This is a genomic window from Paenibacillus sp. IHB B 3415 (assembly GCF_000802655.2).
In the GTDB taxonomy this organism is placed as follows: Bacteria; Bacillota; Bacilli; order Paenibacillales; family Paenibacillaceae; genus Paenibacillus_AQ; species Paenibacillus_AQ phytohabitans.
Map to the genome: position 1 here is coordinate 36,550 of NZ_JUEI01000051.1, position 22,193 is coordinate 58,742.

At 51.0% G+C, this 22,193-nt stretch carries 21 protein-coding genes; 8 read left to right on the top strand and 13 right to left on the bottom strand.

The genetic code is table 11. From position 1 onward, the window contains the following. Positions 1-28 precede the first annotated feature (28 nt). A complete protein-coding gene (locus QW71_RS21605; RefSeq protein ID WP_039303523.1) occupies positions 29-1,183 on the top strand; it encodes a hypothetical protein in 1,155 nt (384 codons plus the stop codon). 211 nt (positions 1,184-1,394) lie between these two features. Here QW71_RS21605 and QW71_RS21610 read toward each other — a convergent pair whose 3' ends face one another. Then, entirely contained in the window at positions 1,395-1,730 is a 336-nt protein-coding gene (locus QW71_RS21610; RefSeq protein ID WP_039303525.1) for an antibiotic biosynthesis monooxygenase, read from the bottom strand. 231 nt (positions 1,731-1,961) lie between these two features. Between QW71_RS21610 and QW71_RS21615 the strand changes: the two genes are divergently transcribed. Further along, positions 1,962-2,513, top strand: a complete 552-nt coding sequence (locus QW71_RS21615; protein WP_039303528.1) for a hypothetical protein — start codon at positions 1,962-1,964, stop codon at positions 2,511-2,513. A gap of 163 nt (positions 2,514-2,676) precedes the next feature. Here QW71_RS21615 and QW71_RS21620 read toward each other — a convergent pair whose 3' ends face one another. The 5 genes from QW71_RS21620 to QW71_RS21640 all read right to left on the bottom strand — a co-directional run bounded on the left by QW71_RS21620 (position 2,677) and on the right by QW71_RS21640 (position 6,872). Then, entirely contained in the window at positions 2,677-3,810 is a 1,134-nt protein-coding gene (locus tag QW71_RS21620) for a DUF4179 domain-containing protein (protein WP_083442660.1), read from the bottom strand. Then, positions 3,800-4,336: a sigma-70 family RNA polymerase sigma factor gene (locus QW71_RS21625; RefSeq protein ID WP_047013906.1), complete on the bottom strand. Its 537-nt coding sequence runs from the start codon at positions 4,334-4,336 to the stop codon at positions 3,800-3,802. The genes QW71_RS21620 and QW71_RS21625 overlap by 11 nt, the downstream gene beginning before the upstream one ends. Before the next feature lie 169 nt (positions 4,337-4,505). Beyond that, positions 4,506-5,738: an aminopeptidase gene (locus QW71_RS21630; RefSeq protein WP_039303534.1), complete on the bottom strand. Its 1,233-nt coding sequence runs from the start codon at positions 5,736-5,738 to the stop codon at positions 4,506-4,508. Between the two features lie 103 nt (positions 5,739-5,841). Next, on the bottom strand, positions 5,842-6,405 hold the full coding sequence (locus QW71_RS21635; protein WP_039303537.1) for a hypothetical protein: 564 nt from the start codon (positions 6,403-6,405) through the stop codon (positions 5,842-5,844). Between the two features lie 119 nt (positions 6,406-6,524). Next, a complete protein-coding gene (locus QW71_RS21640) occupies positions 6,525-6,872 on the bottom strand; it encodes a hypothetical protein (protein ID WP_039303540.1) in 348 nt (115 codons plus the stop codon). 217 nt (positions 6,873-7,089) lie between these two features. On the opposite strand from QW71_RS21640, the gene QW71_RS21645 reads away from it, so the two are divergent. Together QW71_RS21645 and QW71_RS21650 are read left to right on the top strand one after the other, a co-directional pair. After that, a complete protein-coding gene (locus QW71_RS21645; protein WP_039303543.1) occupies positions 7,090-8,220 on the top strand; it encodes a VanZ family protein in 1,131 nt (376 codons plus the stop codon). 108 nt (positions 8,221-8,328) lie between these two features. Continuing rightward, the gene (locus tag QW71_RS21650) at positions 8,329-9,801 is read left to right on the top strand and encodes an amidase family protein (RefSeq protein ID WP_039303692.1); all 1,473 of its coding nucleotides are present in this window, start codon (positions 8,329-8,331) and stop codon (positions 9,799-9,801) included. 78 nt (positions 9,802-9,879) lie between these two features. Here QW71_RS21650 and QW71_RS21655 read toward each other — a convergent pair whose 3' ends face one another. Continuing rightward, positions 9,880-10,647: an exodeoxyribonuclease III gene (locus QW71_RS21655; protein ID WP_039303545.1), complete on the bottom strand. Its 768-nt coding sequence runs from the start codon at positions 10,645-10,647 to the stop codon at positions 9,880-9,882. Positions 10,648-10,783: 136 nt separating this feature from the next. Here QW71_RS21655 and QW71_RS21660 point away from each other — a divergent pair, with 136 nt between their 5' ends. Together QW71_RS21660 and QW71_RS21665 are read left to right on the top strand one after the other, a co-directional pair. Further along, positions 10,784-11,956, top strand: a complete 1,173-nt coding sequence (locus QW71_RS21660) for an MFS transporter (protein WP_039303547.1) — start codon at positions 10,784-10,786, stop codon at positions 11,954-11,956. Positions 11,957-12,144: 188 nt separating this feature from the next. Beyond that, positions 12,145-12,432 carry a hypothetical protein gene (locus QW71_RS21665; RefSeq protein ID WP_039303550.1) on the top strand — a complete coding sequence of 96 codons (288 nt, stop codon included), beginning with the start codon at positions 12,145-12,147 and terminating at the stop codon, positions 12,430-12,432. 94 nt (positions 12,433-12,526) lie between these two features. Here QW71_RS21665 and QW71_RS21670 read toward each other — a convergent pair whose 3' ends face one another. Beyond that, the gene (locus QW71_RS21670) at positions 12,527-13,636 is read right to left on the bottom strand and encodes a citrate synthase/methylcitrate synthase (RefSeq protein ID WP_039303553.1); all 1,110 of its coding nucleotides are present in this window, start codon (positions 13,634-13,636) and stop codon (positions 12,527-12,529) included. A gap of 119 nt (positions 13,637-13,755) precedes the next feature. Continuing rightward, on the bottom strand, positions 13,756-14,601 hold the full coding sequence (locus QW71_RS21675) for a helix-turn-helix transcriptional regulator (RefSeq protein WP_039303556.1): 846 nt from the start codon (positions 14,599-14,601) through the stop codon (positions 13,756-13,758). 171 nt (positions 14,602-14,772) lie between these two features. On the opposite strand from QW71_RS21675, the gene fabF reads away from it, so the two are divergent. Beyond that, positions 14,773-16,011 carry a beta-ketoacyl-ACP synthase II gene (gene fabF / locus QW71_RS21680; RefSeq protein ID WP_039303559.1) on the top strand — a complete coding sequence of 413 codons (1,239 nt, stop codon included), beginning with the start codon at positions 14,773-14,775 and terminating at the stop codon, positions 16,009-16,011. 401 nt (positions 16,012-16,412) lie between these two features. Here the strand turns inward: fabF and QW71_RS21685 are convergent, their stop codons facing one another. After that, positions 16,413-17,288, bottom strand: a complete 876-nt coding sequence (locus QW71_RS21685; protein ID WP_039303561.1) for a LysR family transcriptional regulator — start codon at positions 17,286-17,288, stop codon at positions 16,413-16,415. A 164-nt stretch (positions 17,289-17,452) separates the two neighbouring features. On the opposite strand from QW71_RS21685, the gene QW71_RS21690 reads away from it, so the two are divergent. Then, positions 17,453-18,619: a CynX/NimT family MFS transporter gene (locus QW71_RS21690; RefSeq protein WP_039303564.1), complete on the top strand. Its 1,167-nt coding sequence runs from the start codon at positions 17,453-17,455 to the stop codon at positions 18,617-18,619. Positions 18,620-18,699: 80 nt separating this feature from the next. On the opposite strand, the gene QW71_RS21695 is transcribed toward QW71_RS21690, so the two are convergent. The 3 genes from QW71_RS21695 to QW71_RS21705 form a co-directional block, all read right to left on the bottom strand. Continuing rightward, the gene (locus tag QW71_RS21695) at positions 18,700-20,133 is read right to left on the bottom strand and encodes a glycoside hydrolase family 43 protein (RefSeq protein WP_052770126.1); all 1,434 of its coding nucleotides are present in this window, start codon (positions 20,131-20,133) and stop codon (positions 18,700-18,702) included. A 221-nt stretch (positions 20,134-20,354) separates the two neighbouring features. Continuing rightward, the gene (locus QW71_RS21700; RefSeq protein WP_039303567.1) at positions 20,355-21,425 is read right to left on the bottom strand and encodes an ABC transporter ATP-binding protein; all 1,071 of its coding nucleotides are present in this window, start codon (positions 21,423-21,425) and stop codon (positions 20,355-20,357) included. A 140-nt stretch (positions 21,426-21,565) separates the two neighbouring features. Continuing rightward, positions 21,566-22,108: an HXXEE domain-containing protein gene (locus QW71_RS21705; RefSeq protein ID WP_052770127.1), complete on the bottom strand. Its 543-nt coding sequence runs from the start codon at positions 22,106-22,108 to the stop codon at positions 21,566-21,568. Positions 22,109-22,193 lie beyond the last annotated feature (85 nt).

Genomic DNA, 22,193 nt, shown 5'->3' on the forward strand with positions numbered 1-22,193 from the left:
CCCAATAATAGGAAATGGATGTGAATCTATGAACCGCAGTATTAGGCTATTCTTGCTATTGCTTGTATCCATTGCCGCACTCGGCGGCTGCAGTTCAGAGCAGGCTGGTTCACCTAAGCCTTCTTCCTCATCCGCTGCTCCCGGATTCACGGGAACGGTGCCCACAAGCACACCTGAACCTGCCGTTTCCCCGTCTGCTCATGGAGTTACCGTAGCCCCTGCTGCGTCGGCTGTGCCGGATCCGGCAGATTCCTTCCGGGGTGTCCGGCTTGTCAGCAAACAGGGAGAGGTTATAAGAGAATGGGCTTCAGCAGCCATTAACTTGTTTCAACCGGTAAAGACCGGCCTGAACGAACAGCAGCAGCTGCTTATCTACCACATCGGCAGTGAGCAGCCTGAGCTTCTGGCGGAGGACGGAAGCATAACATCCTGGCCGGCGCCGCAATGGTCCGGCGAGGAACCCCCCTACGGCAATGACTACGGCAATGATGTGCTCTATGCTGACCGGCTGCTGAATGATGAGATTTTCGCCGTCAAAGGAAACCGCACTTTATACCTGGTGAATATTACAACCGGAGAAACCAAAAAGCTGTACTCTGCCAAGCGGCCGGTCTATGGACTCACCGCATCCCCTGATAACAGCCAAGCTGCCCTGCTTGTTGCCTCTGAGCCATATATAGGTCCTGACGCCGATTTGATTGTGCTGAACCGTAAGGGCGAAGAAGTATTCAGCAAACCGAAGGCCAGCGTCCAAAGCCACAGTGACGGATTTCTGTTTATTTATCCGATGGCCTGGAAAGATCCCGGTGTCCTCACAGTTCCGGTCAGCGGATATGAGCAATATGGCAACGGTGGAGTGAATCTGGTTCATACGGATACTGGGGTAACCGAGTTCTTGGAGAAGCCTTCCCTTCCCGCTGACCTGCTGCTGCTATTTGAGGAATCCGCCGGAAAGGTGAAATTCCCGGAGGAGCTGCACTTCCTCCCCGAGCCTGGAGACCAGCCCGTGTATTATGCGGTTCAAGGCATGAATTCGGATATCTGGCTGCTTAATCAGAAGACCCGGCAAGCCGTGAAGCTGGAGAGGGGACGTCTGCTGAAATGGACCAGTGACGGCAACCTGCTGATAGGCAAAACCTCAAGGGAACTGCTGGAGGCATATATAGGAACAGATCCTTTATAACATACAGTCTCTAGTATAATCTTCGATACCGTACCTACCACACGCAATAAAAGCGGGGATCAGCCTATGCGCCGGTCCCCGCTTTTCTGTATTAATTACCCATATATATGGCAGTCTTATATCTTTTCATCCCAGATTTTCTAAATCAAGCCTGAACCAAGGCCGTCAGGATATAGAGTAGTCTGAGAGATGTGTGCTGAATTAGCCCGGTTTAGGAGCGTTTCCCGTAAGCCTTGCCCTCTTTTACCGTCTGCACATGATACATATTTACTGTAGTGCTAATGATATAAGCAGGCTTCTCCTGCCCTCTGCTGTTCTTGTGGCCTTGAAGATGTGCATCACTCTTCTCCCAGTTCTTCCAGGCTTCCTCCGATTCCCAGCGGATCAGCAGGAGAACCTCTTCATGCTCCTTACTCTTCTTATTGACCATCACGCTGACATCGATCAGCCCGTCCATTTCCTCCAGTGCCCCCGGTTTGCTGAAGCGTTCTACTACGGCGCTACTGTTGCCTTTTTCTACAACGATGGATCTGGTTTGCACGTACATATTGATCTATTCCTCCTGAGAAAGCTGCTGCCCCGGGCTTAAATATTGATGCAGTCAGCTCAAAAATTTAATAATCTTATTCTAATTGATAATCGTTATCATTTCCAGCCAAGCTCCGCCACAATAGATAAAGTTTATTTTATAACAGAGATCTCACTAGAAAGAATAGAACTTCCGGTATAAAGTTTTAATAGTTGTTGTTACCCAATACGCTTAGAAAGCAGGCAGGATATGAACATTGAAGTAAAGCTTACCGGAGCGAATGAAGCCTATATCATCAAAAATATGTACCCGCTCTATCTGCATGATTTGTCGGGACATTACGGACTTGTGGAAGGACATACCCCTAACCGCCACGGTATATTTGAGGATGATGACGAATGCCGCACACTGGCAGACCAGTATGAAGTGCAGAATATCTGGTGGGAGAAACCCGGGATTCTCTACCCTTTTCTGATACGAGTGGATTCACTGCCGGCCGGGTTCGCACTGATTGCCACTCCGCCACACTGCGCGCAGGGGGTTAATTATTTCGTGAATGACTTTTTTCTGCTGCAGCCCTTCAGGGGGAATGGTATCGCGGAGCAAGCGGCTGTGGAGGTGTTTGAGCGGTTCCGGGGCGAATGGGAGCTGTTCACCAATCCGGCGGCGAGGAATATAACCGGACAGAAATTCTGGCGGAAGACGGTCTCCCGCTATACGCAGGGTCAATATACAGAGAGCACCGGAGAGACCTTCGACGGAAATATGCTTGCCTTCCGGTTTAATAACCGGATTGAATGAGTGTTAACTTAGACACTTCACAGTTCACACAGCACAAAGGCTGACGCGCTGAAAATACCGGCGGTCAGCCTTTTCTCATCATATTTTACGGCAGAATGGGCAGGTTTATTTCCTTGGCATTCTTACCTAAAAATCCCGGCGGTCAGCCTTTTCTCATCATATTTTACGGCAGAATGGGCAGGTTTATTTCCTTGGCATTCTTACCTGTGCCCGTCTTCAGAATCAAATTCAGGGACTCGGGCTGATCCAGCAGATTGCTGCCGTATCTCCGTTCAAACCCCTCATAAGTTCCGGACCCCACAGTCATTCCCAGATGGACAGTTCCATATTTAGTAACAGACTGAATTTCATTCCCGTATACAACTTCAAATATATTTTGCCTGTTCTGCCAGGTAATATCTGACTCATTCTTAATTCTAATCATCGTCCGGATCAGAAGTGGTGAGATTTCAACCTTCTCCAGTGTCACTTCGATCCCGTCCAGGAAGAAGTCTTCGTCCGGCTGAACAATGACAGTTTGCTGCTCTTTAAATTTCGGGTCCAGTTTGAAGTTGACCTTGAGTCTGGGAGAATAATGCATGTCGGCTACAATTGTCCCTGTCTTCGGCTGACCAAGCTTGCCGGTGTCCACAGAGGCGATCTGGAAATCCGCTTCCAGCTGTTCCGGGAACGGCTTGTTCCGGTCCAGATTAATAATGCTTCGGCCGTAGTAAATACGGTTATTGAGCAGGCCAGAAGCCGTCGCATTGCCCCCGATTCCGCCACCGTTCTCCAAATATTGTCCTGTTGATATATCCTTCATTCGTGCACTGCTGGTACCATAGACCTCCTGCCCTTCAGCCACTTCTGCGGTATACAAAAAGATAATCCGGTTCTCATCCGCTGTAACGGCATTCAATGTAATCTTATAATCTCCGCTAGCGGCACTTTGATTAATCATCTGGATATAATCATGCCGGATAGCTGAATCCAGAGTCGCCGCCTCCATATCAAAAGAATTGAGCCGTTTAAACTTTTCCAGCTCTCCCCAATTCACTACTCCAGGAGGTGCGGCAGTATGCGATGTAGAATCGTGGATTACTGGAATGAAAAATAGGATCATTGCGGCAACCGCAGCGGCAGCCAGGCCGAAAAAGGAACCTTTGGTGAATCTGCCCTGCCAGCTTCTCCTGCGTCCGCTCTCCATTCCCGCCTGAACTGCCATTCTGATCGCATTGCCTCCGGCGTCCGCTTCAGCTGCCTCGTGTATACGGACCGCATCAGACAACATCGCCTGTTCTTCCCTGCTACTGTTCATTCCATTCACCCCGGTTCTTCATAATCATCCTAAGCTGCTTCAGACCTTTGTGCTGCCAGGTTTTGACTGTTCCTTCCGGCTTCTTAAGCAGGACGGCGATTTCAGCCAAGGTCATATCATTGTAATATTTGAGCAGCAGCACATGACGGTATTTCAGCTTCACCTGCAAGAGCGCCCACTGCATCTCCATAGTATGAGTGCTGTTATGAATGACCGGCTCCATCATATTCTCCGCTGCGGTTGGGACTGCCCTCTTCCTTCTCCGCTGTTCGTCAATGCAGACATAGATTAATATCCGTATCAGCCAGGATTTGAAGGCCTGGGGATCTTTTAGGGTTCTTCGTTTCATCCAGGCCCGGCAGGTTGTTTCCTGCAAGGCTTCCAGTGCATCGTTGCGGTTGCCCAGATAACTGTATGCAATATGATACAGCTGATCGCTGTGCTCCATAACCGCCTTAACAAAATCCGTCTCTTCATGCGGCACAGCGGCAGCAACCCGTTTCATCTCTGCCCCGGACATCGTCATCTCTCCCTCTCCTCTCCATCACTTTTACATGAATTAGACGGAGAGGTATCACAAACAGTTTTATCCTGCGGCAATTATTATCACAAAAAAAGCCGCATTCCCCGCTGAGCGGGAAAAGTTGCGGCCTTTCTTGTGATGTGCAGCAGACGTGCTGCCGGTTATTCTACAGCTACAGTACCCAATTGCCTTGGCGGAACACAGGCTCGATGGTCCCATCGGCCAGTTCCCCGTCAATATCAAGCTCCGCCGAGCCAATCATGAAATCGACATGTGTAAGGCTGACATTGGCTCCCCTGGCAATCAGTTCTTCGCTTGTCATGGAAGTCCCGCCTTCAATGTTAACCGGATACGCACTGCCTAGGGCGAAATGACAAGATGCATTCTCATCGATCCCGGTATTATAGAACACTCTGTTCAGCCGGGAGATCGGAGAATCATGCGGCACCAGTGCCACCTCCCCAAGATAAGAGGCCCCTTCATCCGTGTCCAGCAGCGAGGTCAGATGCTCACGCCCAGATTCAGCATCATAGGCCGTAACCTTGCCGTCCGTAAAGGTAACCGTAATTCCATCCACCAGCCGTCCGTTCAGATTAAGCGGAAGGGTGCTTTTAACAGTACCATTTACTCCGGTGCGATGCGGCATCGTGTAGATCTCTTCCGTAGGCATATTCGCTACAAAATATACACCGCCGGCATTCTCGCCTCCGCCGCCGCGCCACAGATGGCCTTCAGGCAGTTCAACGCGCAGATCCGTGCCCGGTGCACGGTAATGCAGGCTTTTATACCGTTTGGCATTCATCCGCTCCTGGCTCTGCTTCAGGTCACCGATATGACTGCGCCAAGCAGCAACCGGGTCCTCGCTGCCCACACGGTTCATCTGGAACACCGCTTCCCACATTGCCTCAATCCGGCCCTCTTCCGGCAGATCAGCGAATACCTTGTCCGCCCAGGCACGTGTAGGTGCCTTGACCAGCGACCAGCTGATTCTGTTGTTGCGGGTATAGTTCTGATATTTCTTGCGGGCTACTGCAGCAGCCTTAACCGCTGTGGAGACTTTGGCGGAATCAATTCCGCGGAACAGCTCAGGGTCCGGTACCTTTATATGTAATATAGCCCCGCCTTCTTCAGCGAATCCCTCCAGCATGTCCGCATGCCACTGCGGGTAATATCCGAAGGAATCCTCAGACGCCTTCTCATAACGGATGCGCGTTACCGCTTCATCATCCCAGTCCACAAGCACATATTTAGCCCCTGCCTCATAAGCTTTGCCCACGATCAGCCGGGTAAGCTCCACGGTCTCCAGCGGTGCATGCACCATCAGCACTTGCCCTGGCTGCACGTTCACGCCAACCTTTACCACAAGCTCTGCATATTTCTCCAGCATCAGATCAAAATCCTTCATGTCTTCTCTTCCTCCGTATCTATTCCGTCTATGAATGATTCTTGCCTTACTTTGAACAAACCCACTTGTTATTTTAACGCAAAAAAGGGCATGTGGCGATCAGTTAATCCCCCACTGCCCATTTTCCTGTATAGACGCCGCTCTCATCACTCCGGATAATAAACCGGGCTTCGCTGAACACCGAGTTATGCCGGTAAGCAGACATTGTCAGCTCACTCTCTATAATCCTCTCCGGTGATTCTCCTGTTAGCGGAGTCCAATAGATCGTCTCACCCGGCGCTATAGTAATCTCCTTACCAACCTGATTCACCTTATAGTCTGGCGCATTCCAGCGTATGAAGCTGCCCGTACTTGCACTCAGCCTGATCTCATCCGCATCTTCAGCATTAACAATCAGCGTATATCCGGGTGCCTTGCTGTCGGTGACACGGTAGCTTCCATAAGAAGCCTCACGATCCGGCTGCGCCAGCTCCGGAGTTCCGTCTGCAGCATGAACCGTTAGACTAAATACCTTTTGCCATGCCTGAAGCTTCTCCCGTCCGGAAGAAATCTCCCTGTAAAAAAGGCAAGCAATCCTAGAGCGATAATGAGCAGCACTCCCGCAACGAGGCGAAACCGGGCCTTCTTCACTCCGGGCCTTGTCCTGTTCATTTCCATCCCCCTCCAATCATATTAATCTCCCGGCTGCAGCAGCTCAATATTATGTACTTTTAACTCCTGATCTCCCGGACCTGCTGCACCGGAAACGGAAAGTGCATTCCCCCTCCGTCTCCGGTAATGCAGAATCTACTGTTTATCCACCTGCAGCAGCGTAATTGTCTTCACATCATACGTATGTGAAATCTTCTCTTCGTCAATCACTTTCAATTTCGTGAGACTCGCTACTTTGGCCGGGTCTGCCTTAGAGAGCAGCCTCCACAGTTCCGGATCTGACAATGTCTGGTAAAGCTTATCATCATCATATTCCTTCCGGTTCTGCGTGACAAGCTTCACTTTGTAGCTGCCGATAACCGACTCCGCCTTGCCTTGTTCAGCAAAATAGGCCAGAATATCCTGCCTCAGCCCGGCCAGCTCCTTTTCCAGCTCCTTCTGCCTGGTCTTCAATTTATAATACTGCTGTACCTTCTTCTCCATCTTGTCTCACGCTCCTCTCCTCATATGTATGCAGGAAAGAACGGATAGAATGATTAATTCCATGGATTAAGCCCAGGTTTAATTCTATACTGAAGTCGGTTCAAGCAAGTTATAATAGGGGAAATAGTCTGCAACGTTAAGAACCGGGGTCTCATACATAATGTTTAGCATCCTATCGAGAAATCGTTCAGACAAAAACTAGGGCAGCAGGTGAACCATGTTTCAATCCTATCTTTTTCCGATCTCTTATGCATTTATGGCTTTTCCGTTAGCGGCGCTGCTCTTCACTTTGCCGTTCCTGATCGTTCAATACCGCCGGCACGGTTATATCAACAAGATTCGGGCGCTAATCCTCTATTTGCTGCTCCTATACTTGCTGAACGCCTTTTTCCTGGTGCTGCTGCCCATGCCGGACTCACGCCATAACGCTGCGCCTACCGGGCATATGCTCCAGCCTGTGCCGCTGCAGTTCATTCAGGACATCTTGCGCAATACACATCTCTCGCGTAATGACCCGTCAAGCTATCTAAACGTACTGCGTGAAACGGATTTCCTGCTGGCTGCCTTCAATGTTGTGCTGACCCTACCTTTCGGGCTGTTTCTGGGCTACTATTTCCGGACCCGCTGGGTCGTGTGCATCATGCTTTCCTTCGGGCTATCGCTATTGTTTGAGATTACACAGATTACCGGGATTTACGGTTTCTTCGACCATCCTTACCGGATCTTTGATGTCGATGACCTGATCACCAATACGTTCGGCGGAATTGCCGGATTCCGGATTGCCTTATGGATCTCCGGACTGCTGCCGCGGATTGAACAGCTGGACAGCCAGGAGGATTTATCCGCCAAAAAGGTTACCTACACACGCCGAGGCCTCGCTTGCCTGCTGGATGCTGGACTATGGATCTCGGCGGCACTTCTGCTCAATCAGCTATCTCTGAATATTTCATTCTGGGCAGTCAGTGTTGTGTATTTCCTGATCGTTCCTCCCTTAACCGGAGGGCGGACGCTCGGCAAATGGGTGGTGCGTATCCGGCTGGGCAGTGCGGATGGCGGTCCGCTCAAATTATGGATGGTGTGGGTGAGGTATGGACTACTCTATGGATTGCTTGGGGGGATAAACTTCCTGATCCTTGATTCTGCATTAATGCTTGATCTCGGCACAGCAGGGTCTACCGTTATACAAATTACAGCCGCGCTTGCCGATCTGATCTTCTTCATTCATCTGCTGCTGCGGATGTTTAAGCGTGACCGCCCGCTATTCTATGAAGAGTGGAGCCGGACACGCAATGTGATTACCTGGCCGGGCCCGCAGCCGGCAGCTGCCGCTGAGACGCTGGCCAACTAAAATTCTATGTATAGAGGGAAGAAAACAGCCATGAAAAATAATGATGCAGAGCTTAGCAGCAGCCCCCTCAGCAACATTCACCCCCCCGCCCGGGAGTGGCAGGAATGGATGATTGAAGCGGATATAACAGCCATGCAGCAGGAAATGGAGCAGGGCAATTTAACCTCCGAGCAGCTAACCCGGCTATACTTAGAGCGGATCAACCGGTATGATGGTCTGCTTCATGCTGTTCTGGAGATTAATCCGGATGCACAGGAGATTGCCCGGAGGCTCGATCAGGAACGCCGGGATAAGGGAATACGCAGTCCGCTGCACGGAATCCCCGTACTTGTTAAGGATAATATCGCTACTTCGGACAAGCTGCACACCAGTGCGGGAGCGCTGGCATTAGCAGATTACAGGGCTGCTGAAGATGCCGTAGTCATTAATAAGCTGCGGGCTGCAGGCGCAGTGATTCTGGGAAAAGCAAATATGACGGAGTGGGCCAACTTCATGTCGCCCACCATGTGGGCGGGATACAGCTCACGCGGCGGACTGGTGCTGAATCCTTATGGGCCAGGTGAGCTGTTCGTTGGCGGTTCCAGCTCGGGAAGTGCTGCGGCCGTTGCCGCTAACCTGGCAGCTGTCGCTCTCGGCACGGAAACTTCGGGGTCCATCATTTGTCCGGCTGCCCAGAACTCGCTTGCCGGCATCAAACCTACGTGGGGGCTGGTAAGCAATGCAGGGATTATACCGGGGATCGGCAGTCAGGATACCGCCGGTCCGATGGCCAGAACCGTATCGGATGCCGCACTCCTCCTCAGTATCATTGCCGGTACCGGAGAGCATCCCCACAGGGCTTCATCGGATGGGACAGCAGGCAGACAGGATTATACTGCCTCTCTGGATATTGAATACGTGAAATCCAAACGGATTGGTATCCCGAGATTCTATTATAAGGATTTGGATGAGGAGGCTCTGCTCCTGATGGAATCTGCCATAGCTGTTCTTAAAGAACTTGGAGCTGAAGTCATTGATCCCATTGAGCTTCCTTGCCAGAATGCCGAGTGGAATGCAGTTATTCTGCAATATGAATTCAAAAAAGGCTTAAACCGTTATTTAAGCGGCCTGCCTGCTTCTATCCCGGTGCATTCCCTGCAGGAGTTAATCGAATTCAACAACCTGCACAGCGCACAGGCGCTGAAATATGGTCAGGGAACGCTTGAATGGCTGGATACTTCCGGAGACGAGATTACGGAGCAGGAATATCTGGAGCAGCTGCAGTTCTCCCGGTCCATGGCTGGCAGACAAGGCATCGATTATGCACTGGAGCATTACGGTCTGGATGCCATCATGTTTGCCGGATTTCACGGCACTGACCTGGCAGCCAGAGCCGGCTATCCGCTCATTACAGTCCCGGCCGGATATACCACTACCGGGATAACTGCACCGGGAGGCTATATCACCAACGGTCCGCAGGGGGTCACCTTCTCCGCCTCAGCCTTCAGCGAAGCCGTGCTGATCGGCATTGCTTACAGCTTCGAGCAGGCCACGAAACACCGGCGTCCGCCGCTTCTTGACACGGCCGGAGAAGCTGATTGATGTTACAAATAGAGGCGGTACCCCGCAACCGGGGATACCGCCTCTGTTCTTTTATGTTCTTTTGTACAACGAATAAATCTACACTTCCGCCGCATCGGCAAGATGAAGGACTACGGGACAATGATCACTGCCGAGAATATTGCACTCTATCCCTGCATCCAGAAGGCGCGGGGCCAGCCGCGAGGAAGCGAGGAAATAGTCGATCCGCCAGCCTACATTCTTCTCTCTTACCTTCGGCATATAGGACCACCAGCTGTAGGCACCTTCAAGCTCAGGATAGAAATACCGGAAAGTATCAACGAACCCGGCCTCCAGCAGCTCTGTCATCTTTCCGCGTTCTTCATCGGTGAAGCCTGAATTCCCGCGGTTGGATTTGGCATTCTTGAGATCAATATCCTGATGGGCCACATTCAAATCCCCGCAGACGAGAACCGGCTTATGCGCATCCAGCTTCAGCAGATAATTGCGGAACTCATCCTCCCATTCCATCCGGTAATCCAGTCTCGACAGATCCCGTTTGGCATTCGGAGTGTATACATTCACCAGATAGAAGTCTGCAAATTCCAGGGTAATAATTCTCCCCTCGTCTTCGGTCTCCTTGTCCAGACCGTATCTGACAGACAGCGGTTTAATCCGGGTGAAGACGGCTGTACCTGAATATCCTTTTTTGAGGGCATAATTCCAGTACTGCGAATACTCCTCACCGTGGTCCAGAACAATCTGACCCTCCTGAAGCTTCGTTTCCTGCACACAGAAGATGTCTGCGGCGCTTTCCCGGAAATATTCGTTAAACCCTTTATTCACACAAGCTCTCAGACCATTTACATTCCAGGACACCAGCTTCATCGTTGTCATTCTCCTTACCATTCACTAGAATTACTTCCAGTGTACCATATTATCCGTCCCCGGAAAGACTTGACCATGATACAATAATTAGGCTTGCCTAAACATAATCTATGAAAAACGAGGTTTCACTAATGCTATGAACACCCCTAATTTACTGCGCAGCTTCAACTTTCTGTACTTCGCCCTGCTGGCGATGTTCATCCCCTTCCTTCCAGTCTATCTGGACAGCCAGGGCTTAAGTCCGGCGCAGATTGGCTTCGTCATCGGGACCGGCGGGTTCATCACCATCATTGCCCAGCCTCTGTGGGGCATGATCAGCGACAAAACACGGACGATCCGCAGAGTGCTGCTGCTCCTGCTGCTATGCTCAGCGGTCACAGGTTATCTGCTATATCATTCGGGCAGCTATATTCAGCTGATTCTGATCGCCATGCTGCTCTATTTCTTCCTGATGCCGATTGACCCGCTGACCGAGAGCCTGAATTTCCGGATTGCTGAATCCGCGGGAATCAGCTACGGTTCCATCCGCACCTATGGTGCGCTTGGCTATGGCGTGATGTCCCTGCTGACAGGCTATTGTCTGCTGTATTTCGGCGCTGGCGGTCTCGGGATCTTGTTCGCAGGAACAAGCCTGCTTGGCCTCATTCTCTGCTGGAGGATGCCGGATGCACCTGTAACAGGCAAACCGGTTACCCTAGGCAGCCTCAAACAGTTCCTGAATAACAAAGAAACCCTGTTGTTCCTGGTTCTCATCTTTATAAGCTCCGTTCCGGCACGGATGAACGACACCTTTATCGGGGTCTACATTCTGGAGCTGGGCGGCAAATCTGCACTGGTAGGCCAGTCCTTTTTCATAGCTGCTATCAGCGAGATTGTAGTCTTCGCGTTAAGCTTCTGGTGGCTGCGCAAGGGCAAGGAGCTGATTATCATCTCCTTCTCAAGCGCATTCTATTTCATTCGCTTCTTCCTCTCAGCCTGGATCAGTGACCCGCAGCTGCTGGCTTACCTGCAGGTTCTGCAATTGCTGACGTTCCCCGTCTTCTATTCGGCAGCCATCCAGTACCTGTACAGCATTGTGCCGGAGGAGTGGCGGGCTACTGGCCAGACTGTGCTGGCCTTGCTGTTCTTCGGAGTGTCCGGTATTCTGGCCTCCTATGCCGGAGGTGCAATCTATCAGGCTTACGGCGGCAGAGTGCTCTACTTGAGCATAGCAGCCATGTCTTTTGCCGGAATGCTCTTCGGGCTTATCCTATACCGCTTCTACGGCAAACGGTCCAAAGATAAGGCGTATATTACACCAGCTTCATAGGTCATAGACCTAATCCATAGAGTAATCGAACCGCAAAGAGCCTCCGCCCGCCATGGGTAGAGGCTCTTCTTCTATTAAATTCTAACTCCTACCCTATTAAAATGCGCTAATCTCCCAAGACATTCGTTACAGCAATCATAGTTTCGGCGAATATGATATCCTATCAAACGAAAAAGGAGGTCATTACCTTGGCAATCTTGTTACCGCAACAATTCTTCAACCTGGCTGCAGGCGTTGGTAAATCTTATTATGAGAATCTGGCTGGAGGCATCAACGCGGCTGTAACTGTAAATAACAACTCCGGTTTCCCTGTGGACCTTGTTCTTTACAGAGTCAATGCTCCAGTCGTCACTTATACTATTCCTGCGCTGAACAGTCTCACAGTTTCTGTAAACCTGCTGCTTGTTGCTGCTCTTCTCAGTACTGCTGCAGGCGCAGTCTTCGGCACCATCGAAGTTGCAACCTCTGATTTCTAATCTAATGTCAGAGTATCCCCCCTCATACTCTCTCATTAACATTCCCTTGCTCAACATCTCCGGCTGTTTGACGGCCGGGGATGTTTTTGTGCTGTTATGATACAACCTCCGATTCAGGCATCGGTCCGATATACGTAGATTGCGGACGGAAAATCCGGTTATTGGCCGCTTGCTCCAGAATATGGGCCGTCCAGCCGACAATTCTACCAGCCGTAAACGTTGGAGTAAATATCTCCGGTGAGAGCTGCAGCGCCTTCAGAATCGCTGCGGCATAAAACTCGACGTTAGTGAACAGTCTCCGGCCCGGTTTGTATTCCTCCAACAGTGCAATCGCCGTAGCTTCCACATGCAGCGCAAGGTCAAACGATGCATCCTTGCCGATCATCTCCAGCGTGGCAATCTGCAGCGCTTCTGCACGGGGGTCCTTAGTCTTATAGATGCGGTGTCCAAAGCCCATCAGCTTCGTCCCGTTATCCAGCGCATTGCGCAGCCAAGGCTCTGCCCGCTCTACCGTTCCGATATCCTCCAGCATTGAGATTACTTCATAAGGTGCACCGCCATGCAGCGGTCCTTTCATCGCCCCGATGGCTCCGCATACCGCCGCGCAGATATCTGATTCAGTCGAGAGCACCACCCGGCCGGCAAAAGTCGAAGCATTCATGCCATGCTCCATGCAGAGGATCAGATAGGCACTGAGCGCCTTGACATGGGCTTCCTCCGGCAGCTTTCCTGTCAGCAGATACAGATAATTCGCAGCATGGCCAAGCTCAGGAAGCGAATCCAGCGGTGCCAGGCCCTGCAGGCTGCGGGCTCTGTACGCGATGATCGCCGGTAGAACAGCCGTCAGCCGTACCGCTTGCTTCAGCGTTGGCGGCCAGGTTGTATTCTCTTTATCGCCTAGTGCGGCAACTGCACTCTGCAGCACCAGCATAAGCGGTACCGACGCAGGAAACAGATCCAGCATCTTGCAAAGATATTCTGGAATGACTCTCTCCTCTGCCATCTGTGCCTTCAGCAGCGCCAGCTCCTCTGCATCCGGCAGATGCCCGTTCCAGAGCAAATAAGCCACTTCCTCATAACTTTTGCTTACCGCAAGCTCTTTGGCCCAATAACCGCGGTATACCAAATGTCCTTTCTCCCCATCGACCAATCCGATTTCAGTTTCTCCGGCAACTACGCCTTCCAATCCGGTTACTTTAGCCATTGACCTTTGCCCCTTTTACGATCCCGCAGGAAATGATTCATCATATAAGGAGTATAAACGTCAAATTCGATATTGCATATTTATAGTTTTTTATGAATCCATAAAGAATATCTATCACCCTAAGATTCAGGCTCCATCAGCTGCTTCAGCTTGGATTCTGTATTGGAATCTCCTGCGGGGGTGTAGATGCTGCAGCGCAGATCCGTGCTGCCCTGCACCTGAAGCGAGGTTAAATGGAACAGCATTTTGCCGGCTTTGGCATGCCGGAACTCCAGTACTACGTCCGGAGCGGAGCTTACCCGGCTCTCCTCCCATAGCTGATTGAACTCCGGATGCTGATCCTTCATCTCAGCAATGAAATCATCATACCACCGGTCCTCCAGATATTGTCCGTAATAGGCGCGGAAAATCGACAGGTACCCCCGGACAAACTGCTCCCAGTTCACGGCCAGCCGTCTGAATTCCTTGCGTACAAATAACAGGGAGATCATATTGCGCTGCTCCAGCGGCAGCTTGGCGAAATCAAGAAACACATGTGCGGCCGCCTCATTCCAGCCGACAATGCCGCAGTGCCGGTCCGAGATGATTGTCGGACAGCTCTTCAGCTCCTGCAGGATCTTCTGCAGGGACGGATGAATCACTGAGCTCTCCTCTTGAGGATAAATCATACTTCCCGGCCCGTTGTCCAGGGCCAGGGCAAATAAGTAGCTCCGCTCATCCTTGGTCAGCCGCAGAGCTGCGGCAATACAATCCAGAACGGATGGAGATACTTTAATATCACGCCCCTGCTCAAGCCACGTATACCAGGTATTGCTGACTCCGGCCAGCTGTGCCACCTCTTCGCGTCTTAGTCCCGGCGTCCTTCTGCGCGATCCTTCCGGCAATCCTGCCGCTGCCGGCGAGATGGCCGCACGTCTGGATTTCAGGAAATCGGATAATGCTTGCAGCCTGTTCTGATTGGACATTGAATCTCCCTGCCTTCCGGTTGGTCTGCCTATTAGTGTAGTAGTAATTATACTAGTATAAACTACAACTTGTAATAGGATAAGTTAAGTGGAACAATAGGTCTAGAAAGCATCCGGTTATACTTACAAAACTTAAGTTTATGCTCACATAACTTTTAGGAGGATTATCGTATGGAACGCGTAGTGATCACAGGGATGGGCGTAATTTCGCCGCTTGGCAATACCGTAGAACAATTCTGGAACCGCTTGGCTGCTGGTGAATCGGGGATCACTCCGATTACCACTTTTGATACAGCACATTTTAAGACCAAAATTGCCGGCTCTGTACAGGAGTTCGATCCTGATGCCAGATTCGGCCGCAAGGAAGCGCGGCGCATGGACCGGTTCAGCCAGTTCGCGCTTGCCGCTGCCGAGGAGGCCTGGGCGCATTCGGGCCTGCAGCTTGACAGGATCGACCGCGAACGTCTGGGAGTCTACGTAGGCTCCGGAGTAGGCGGCATCCAGACCCTGATGGAGCAGGGTGATCTGCTGCGCTCGCGTGGCCCGGAGCGGGTAAGTCCAACCCTGATCCCGATGCTGATCTCTAATATGGCAGCAGCAATGATCAGCATTAAGCTTGGAGCCTTAGGGCCGACCCTCTCGCCGGTCACTGCCTGCTCGATTGGTAACACGGCCATCGGCGAAGCCTTCCGCCTGATCCGTTACGGCGGAGCCGATGCGATTCTCGCCGGGGGTGCCGAAGCGTCGGTGACCGAAATTGCCCTGGCCAGCTTCGGCAATGCAACCGCCCTATCCACCCGCAATGAGGAGCCGCAGAAGGCCAGCCGGCCTTTTGACCAGAGCCGGGACGGCTTTGTCATCGGGGAAGGCGGCGCAATTGTGATCCTGGAGTCGCTCTCCCATGCCTTGCAGCGGGATGCTGTAATCTATGGCGAAGTAACCGGTTATGGCGCCAGCTCTGATGCTTATCACATGGTAGCCACTCATCCTGAGGGCATAGGTGCCTACCAGGCGATGAAGATGGCGCTGAGAGAGGCTGGAATCGCTCCGACGGAGGTGGATGTAATTAGTGCCCACGCGACCAGTACGATCGTCGGAGACCGTTCTGAGACCATGGCAATCAAGAAGCTGTTCGGCGATGACGCCTACCGGATTCCAGTAACAGCGAACAAATCAATGACCGGACATGCGCTCGGAGCAGCCGGCGGCCTGGAAGCGATCGCCCTGCTCAAAAGCATGCAGGAAGGCCTGATTCCGCCGACAATCAATCTGGAGCAGCCTGACGAATTCTGCGACCTGGATTATGTTCCTAACCATGCCCGTCAGGCGGATCTGAAGATCGGGATCTCCAATTCCTTTGGCTTCGGCGGACATAATGCGGTCATCGTACTGCGCAGGTATGAGGAGTAAGTTAAGATGAAGTTGCGGCATTCAATGGCCTGAGAATAGAATGTTACCAATTTACAGCGGATCTCCGGGCGGAGATCCGCTGTTTGTCATACAAGTTAGCGCTCACACAACGGGACTGAAACACAGGCAACAATTCCTACCATTGGATTCGTTACCGGCAGAATGGAGACTTTTAGGAAGCACTCTAGACCTAAATGTTGTACTTTCTGCAACTCTGATTCATAGTTAACCGGGTGTTCGGAAGGATTGTTGTATAAAATACAAGAATATTCCGGCTAAGTCGCTTGTAAACGCTGAAATCCTGCATTTTATACAACAATCTTGAATTTCGGCTTCCAGGATCAGGGAAATGTTGTATTATGGGCATGATTCTATAAAAAGTTATCCTGTCTACATACAAATTAATTGAAATACCCGATAGTTTTCTCAATAAATGCCTTGGCCGATTTTGTCAAAAAACGGTCAGACCGGTGAATGATCTCAAAGTGACGGTATGGCGGATCATCTGTAATTCGGATGCAGCGCAGTGTCGGTTCATTCATCGCTTGGATCAGAGGATACGGCAGCAGGGTTCCTCCGACATTGGCTTTTACCAGGCTAATAATGGAAGTGGCCGAACTGATCTCCATGATCGTATTTAAGCTGAAGCCATATTTACGGCAATAGTTATCCACCAGTTCTCTGCCTGTAAATCCTTCGGGGAACATCACCGTTTGGATATCACGCAGCTCCCGGATAGCAATCGAGCTTCGCTTCGCCCAATCATGATTCTCGGAAACGACGAGCACATATTCTTCACTGCACAAAGAAATGCGTACAAGCCGGTCATCAGGAGCAGACGTGACGTCGATGCCGATGTCTACTTCATTCTCCAGCACTTGATTCATGACGAAGACCGAAGAGACAACCTTCAGCTGCACCTTGGGGAACCGGGTATGAAAATCAACCAGCAATGGGGTGATCCGGTAGTCCAGATCGGAAGGGAGAACACCGATTACCAGGCGGCCCCGCTGATCATCGCGGAATTCAGCTAATGCATCCCGGGTATTCTGTAAATGACGGATCATCTGTACACAGTGCTCCAGAAACAGATTTCCTGCCTGGGTCATCACAATCCTTTTGCCGACCCGGTCGAATAATGGAACGCCGAGTTCATCCTCCAGCGCACGTATTTGTTGACTCAGGGTAGGTTGCGATATGCCAAGCTTCTCAGCTGCCCGTGTGAAATGAAGCGCCTCGCACACCGCAATGAAGTTTTCCATCTGACGAATCTCCATATCAGCCACCTCCGATCATTGGTTTTAGTAATCATTTTAATAGAAACAATAGTATTGTTCAATCATCTTAATGCTTCTATACTTAACCGTGCATCCCCAATGCTCAGTATGAACTAATGCTAACGTGTGAATGCAACAATACGACTACCATGAGGTGTTCCATAATGAAACTTTTTTATATCGTCTTGGCGCTTATCCTGGCTTCACTGAATTTACGGCCACCCATTACCTCCATTTCTCCTCTAATGAGCACCATACAAAATGATCTGGGTATAAGCGGAATTACCGCCAGTCTGTTAACCACACTTCCGGTATTGTGCATGGGCCTATTTGCTCCGTTCTCTGTTAGATTAAGCAGAAGGTGGGGAAATGAAGGGGCCATTGTTCTGGCTCTAATCCTCATCGGGTTAGGTACGGGATTACGCTGGTTTGTGGGTACCACTACATTGATGATGTTCACTTCTTTTCTGTCGGGTGTAGGGATTGCGTTGGCAGGGCCGCTGCTGTCCAGCTTCATTAAACAGCATTTCCCTGACCGGGTGGCAGCCATGGTAGGGGTCTACTCTACAGCGATGGTGGCAGGGGCCAGTATTAGTGTGGGACTATCGGTTCCGCTTCAGCATCTGCTGGGGGGATCATGGAGGAGCTCACTGGCTGTATGGGCGTTCCCCGCAGCCATTGCATTGCCGGTCTGGTTGCGGTTAGCCTGGTCTGCGCACACAGACCGGCAATCCGGTATAACTAAGAGTGTACTTAATGCACCTCTTCCGGTGAAAAACAGGCGTGCCTGGGTGCTGACCCTATTCTTCGGGCTGATGGCAGCGATCTTCTATTCGTTAACCGCCTGGCTCGCGCCAGCCATCCAAAGCCAAGGGTACAGCCAGGAGACGGCCGGAAACATCCAAACCTTATTCACATTGATATCGCTGCCCTCTACGTTGTTCATTCCCATGCTTGTACACCGCTACCAAAGACGTGTATTCTGGCTTGTCGGGTGTGCGTTATTGGAGTTGACCGGTGTCCTGATGCTGAACCTATCCGTTAGCCCTTGGCTCGCGGCGGTCCCGCTCGGTATTGGTGCGGGCGGACTGTTCCCGATTGCATTAATGTTGCCAATTGATGAAACAAGCAACGCCCAGGAAGCCAGTAGCTGGTCTGCAATGACCCAATCCGGCGGTTATATTCTCGGAGCGCTTGGGCCGCTGGCCATGGGCTGGTACTACGATGCTACGGGCAGCTTCGTACAAGCATTCTATGGTTTGGCTGGCATCATCGTGCTTCAGATTATCGTTCAATTGGCAATAGGAAACAAAAAAAGTTCTCCAGAATAAAAAACAGCGGCAGCCAGGGACTCTAGTTCGTCCTTTGCTGCCGCTGTTTCATTTGGCCATAGCTACTGAGGAATATAACGTTACTTGTTCTGCGGTGATACATGACTTCCCCAGACTGAGATGCCTTCCGCCGACAATGCCGTGAATGTCATCACGTTGCTTCCTGTTGCTTCATTCCATTCACGCAGGAATACACCGCTATACTCCGTCCCGTCTATGGTCAGCTTTGCATTATGCTCATCACCCAGGCTCCATGTACCTGTTACTGCGCCGCTTATCGTCCCGTCTGTGTTCAGCTTAAGAAGCTGCGACTCTACAATCTCAGCGGAAATATCTTTGCCGTGATTGATATATTTGTACTCGCCGGCCACATCCTTACCGGAATACTTGCCGAGCTTCTCCCCGCTGTAGCGGTGGGGCGCCACTACCGGCCAGCCCGCTTCGTTCAGGAACATCTGGTGTACCCGCACTTCATGCTGCTCGCCAAGATACGGGAACCGGGTATGGAAGATCAGATAATACTGCCCGCTCTTCTCATCATAATATGCCGAGTTATGTCCGGGAGAGACATATCCTGCACCGCTGGCAGAAGGTTCCTGATCTGTATTCAGGAACTCATAATTCCCCATCAGCTTCACCCCGTAAGGGGCATATGCCGGATCATCAAACAGAACACCAGCCGTCCCCTGCGCGTCAATCATAGCTTTGCCTTCAGAATCCTCAAACGGTCCATCCGGGTTCTTGGAGCGGGCAACACGGATATTATAGCCGCCGTTCGCATCGAGCCCTCCGTAAGACAGGAACAAGTAGTAGTAATCCGTCTCCGGACTGTACAGCATGTACGGCCCTTCTATCCGGGCATGATTGGCCCCCAGCAGCTTCTTACCGTACCCTTGGTCTGCCAGCGGGAATCCCGTAGCCGGGTCCAGCTCCAGAATGAAGATACCTCCGGAATACGAACCGTAGACCATCCACAGCTTGCCGTCCTTATCAAAAAAAACATCAGGATCTACTACATTCGGCTTCTCTGTGGCATCATAGACCTCACCGTCATCCCCGGTGCCGGCCATACCAGACTTAAGGATAATTCCTTTATTCTTATAAGGACCTTCAACCTTGTCCGCAACTGCGATGCCGAGTGCCGACAGCGGTGAATCTCCCCGGCAGGCATCGTAATACATATAGAATTTCCCGTCCGCCAGCTGAATGACATCAGGCGCCCACAGGGTGTCCGATTGTGCCCAGCTGAGAGTCTCACTGAGTTCCTCCGTTACATTGGGGATAAGCACGTTGTCATCCGTTACCCCGGAGGAAATCTGAGTCCACGACATCAGATCCTTGGATTTGGCCGAAGCCAAATGCGAACCAAACACATAATAAGTATCGCCAGCCTTGATCACAGATGGATCGTGTACCGATACATTCTCAAACTCAGGTGTGCTTGCAGCATTCCCGCCGCTGCAGGCAGACAGCAAAGCTAAGGATATCAAAGCGGTTAGCGTTCTTGTTCTCAAGTTATAACCTCCCTATGTATACCCTTACATTTTGCTGTGAAAACACAAATTAGTCAACACTTTTATTTATACATATTAATATTGTTTTAGGTTTATTTAAACTATAATGTTCTGGCAGACCGGTCATTCGTGTTCTAGGGTGGGTCCTGAAAGGTCAAAAAAGCGCCAAGCCGCAATCGGCCTGACGCTAATCTTAATCGTATGTGCTGTAGCCCTTGCTCTTAATACTCGCTGCTGTTCTGCACGAGAACCGGCTCCGGATAGGCGTTGCTCAAGACGCGGCGCTGCTTCTTCACGACATCCGGCGGTTCTACCGCAGGTGCCATCGGATGCATCAGCCAGGACTTCACAAGATGCGTATCGGAAACCTTGTACATTGGCGGTTCTTTCTCCATGTCAATCGCCATGGCATATGTGCTCCGCAGTGCGAAGGCATCACCCTTAGGCGGCTTGATCAGATCGGGAGGTGTTCCCGGAATCGCTGTAAGCAGGGAACCCTTGCTCTCAAGACTAGGCATGGAAGCCAGCAAGCCCCAGGTATACGGATGTCTCGGATCATAGAAGATCTCTTCCGCTGTGCCCATTTCAACGATTTGACCGGCGTACATTACGGCTACACGGTCTGCCACTCTCGCCACAACCCCAAGGTCATGGGTGATGAAAATGATCGCTGTATCAATCTTCTTCTGCAGGTCCTTCATCAGATCCAGGATCTGTGCCTGAATGGTTACGTCAAGCGCGGTTGTCGGCTCATCGGCAATCAGGAGCTTAGGGTTAGCGGCAAGTGCCATAGCGATTACGACACGTTGGCGCATCCCGCCGCTGAACTCATGCGGGTACTGCTGGAAACGGCGTTCAGGTGAAGGGATTCCCACCAGATTAAGCAGTTCGATGCCGCGTTTGTAAGCAGCTTCTTTAGTAATTTTCTCGTGCTTGAACAGAACTTCGGTAATCTGTCTGCCGACTTTCATCATCGGATTCAGCGAGGTCATCGGATCCTGGAAAATCATACCGATCTCTTTACCGCGGATTTTTTGCATTTGCTTCTCATTCTTGCCGATCAGATCTTGTCCATCGAACAGAATCTGTCCACGCTTATATTCGCCCGCAGGCTGAGGAACCAGCTTCATGACTGCTTGCGAGGTTACGCTCTTACCGGAACCGGATTCGCCTACAATCGCCAGAGTCTCCCCTTTATTTACATGAAAGCTGACACCACGGATTGCTTGGACTTCTCCTCCGCGTGTTCTGAATGATATAGCTAGGTCTTTTACCTCTAAAAGGCGCTCCATCCTGTCACCCTCTCTGCTTCTTTTCAAATTATGATAATAATTCTCAGTAGCCAAAAAACACGCAATAATATTATTTTATCTATCATTAGGGGGTCACGTCAAGATTTTTCTGAAAACGTCACCGTAACAAATCATCATTATCAGCTGCGGTTATGTCTTGTCCTGTTCTTCATCATACCCCATGCAAGCAGTGGTGTCAGGATCAGCATGAGCAGCACCGACCACCCTATGTCAGCTTCGCTGACAACATTGTCATACAGCAGGCGGTAAAAAGCATATATAGAGTACGGCAATGCTACGAGCACGGCAGTCACTACACCCGGGGTATACAGCCTCAGAACAATACTTTGTGCCAAATGTGTGAAGACATGCAGCAGAAACACAGCGAGCACGGCTAAGTAGAGCCAGTAGAACTCTAAAAATACCGCAACGAAGGTTACCCCCACTATCAGAATATACACGAAGAGCACATCCATAGCAAAATTCCTGGTGGTCATGCCCATCATAGGCGCCAGGCGCTTCTGCAATGACGGGGAATGCGACGCTGTTATAGCTGGACCGTGTTTGTTCCCCCATGCCTCAACTGTAAGAATTTCCTCAAAATCATGAAACATGAAGAATACGGGCAGCAGCCAGAGCAAGCTTGTTACGTCCATATGTATTTGCAGCCAGTTCAACATCATAACATCCGTCTCCTTTCGCGGGAAAGTTGTCATCCGGTATGTTCTCTGCTGACCATCGTCCCTGTCTTACTTGCGGGAATAACAT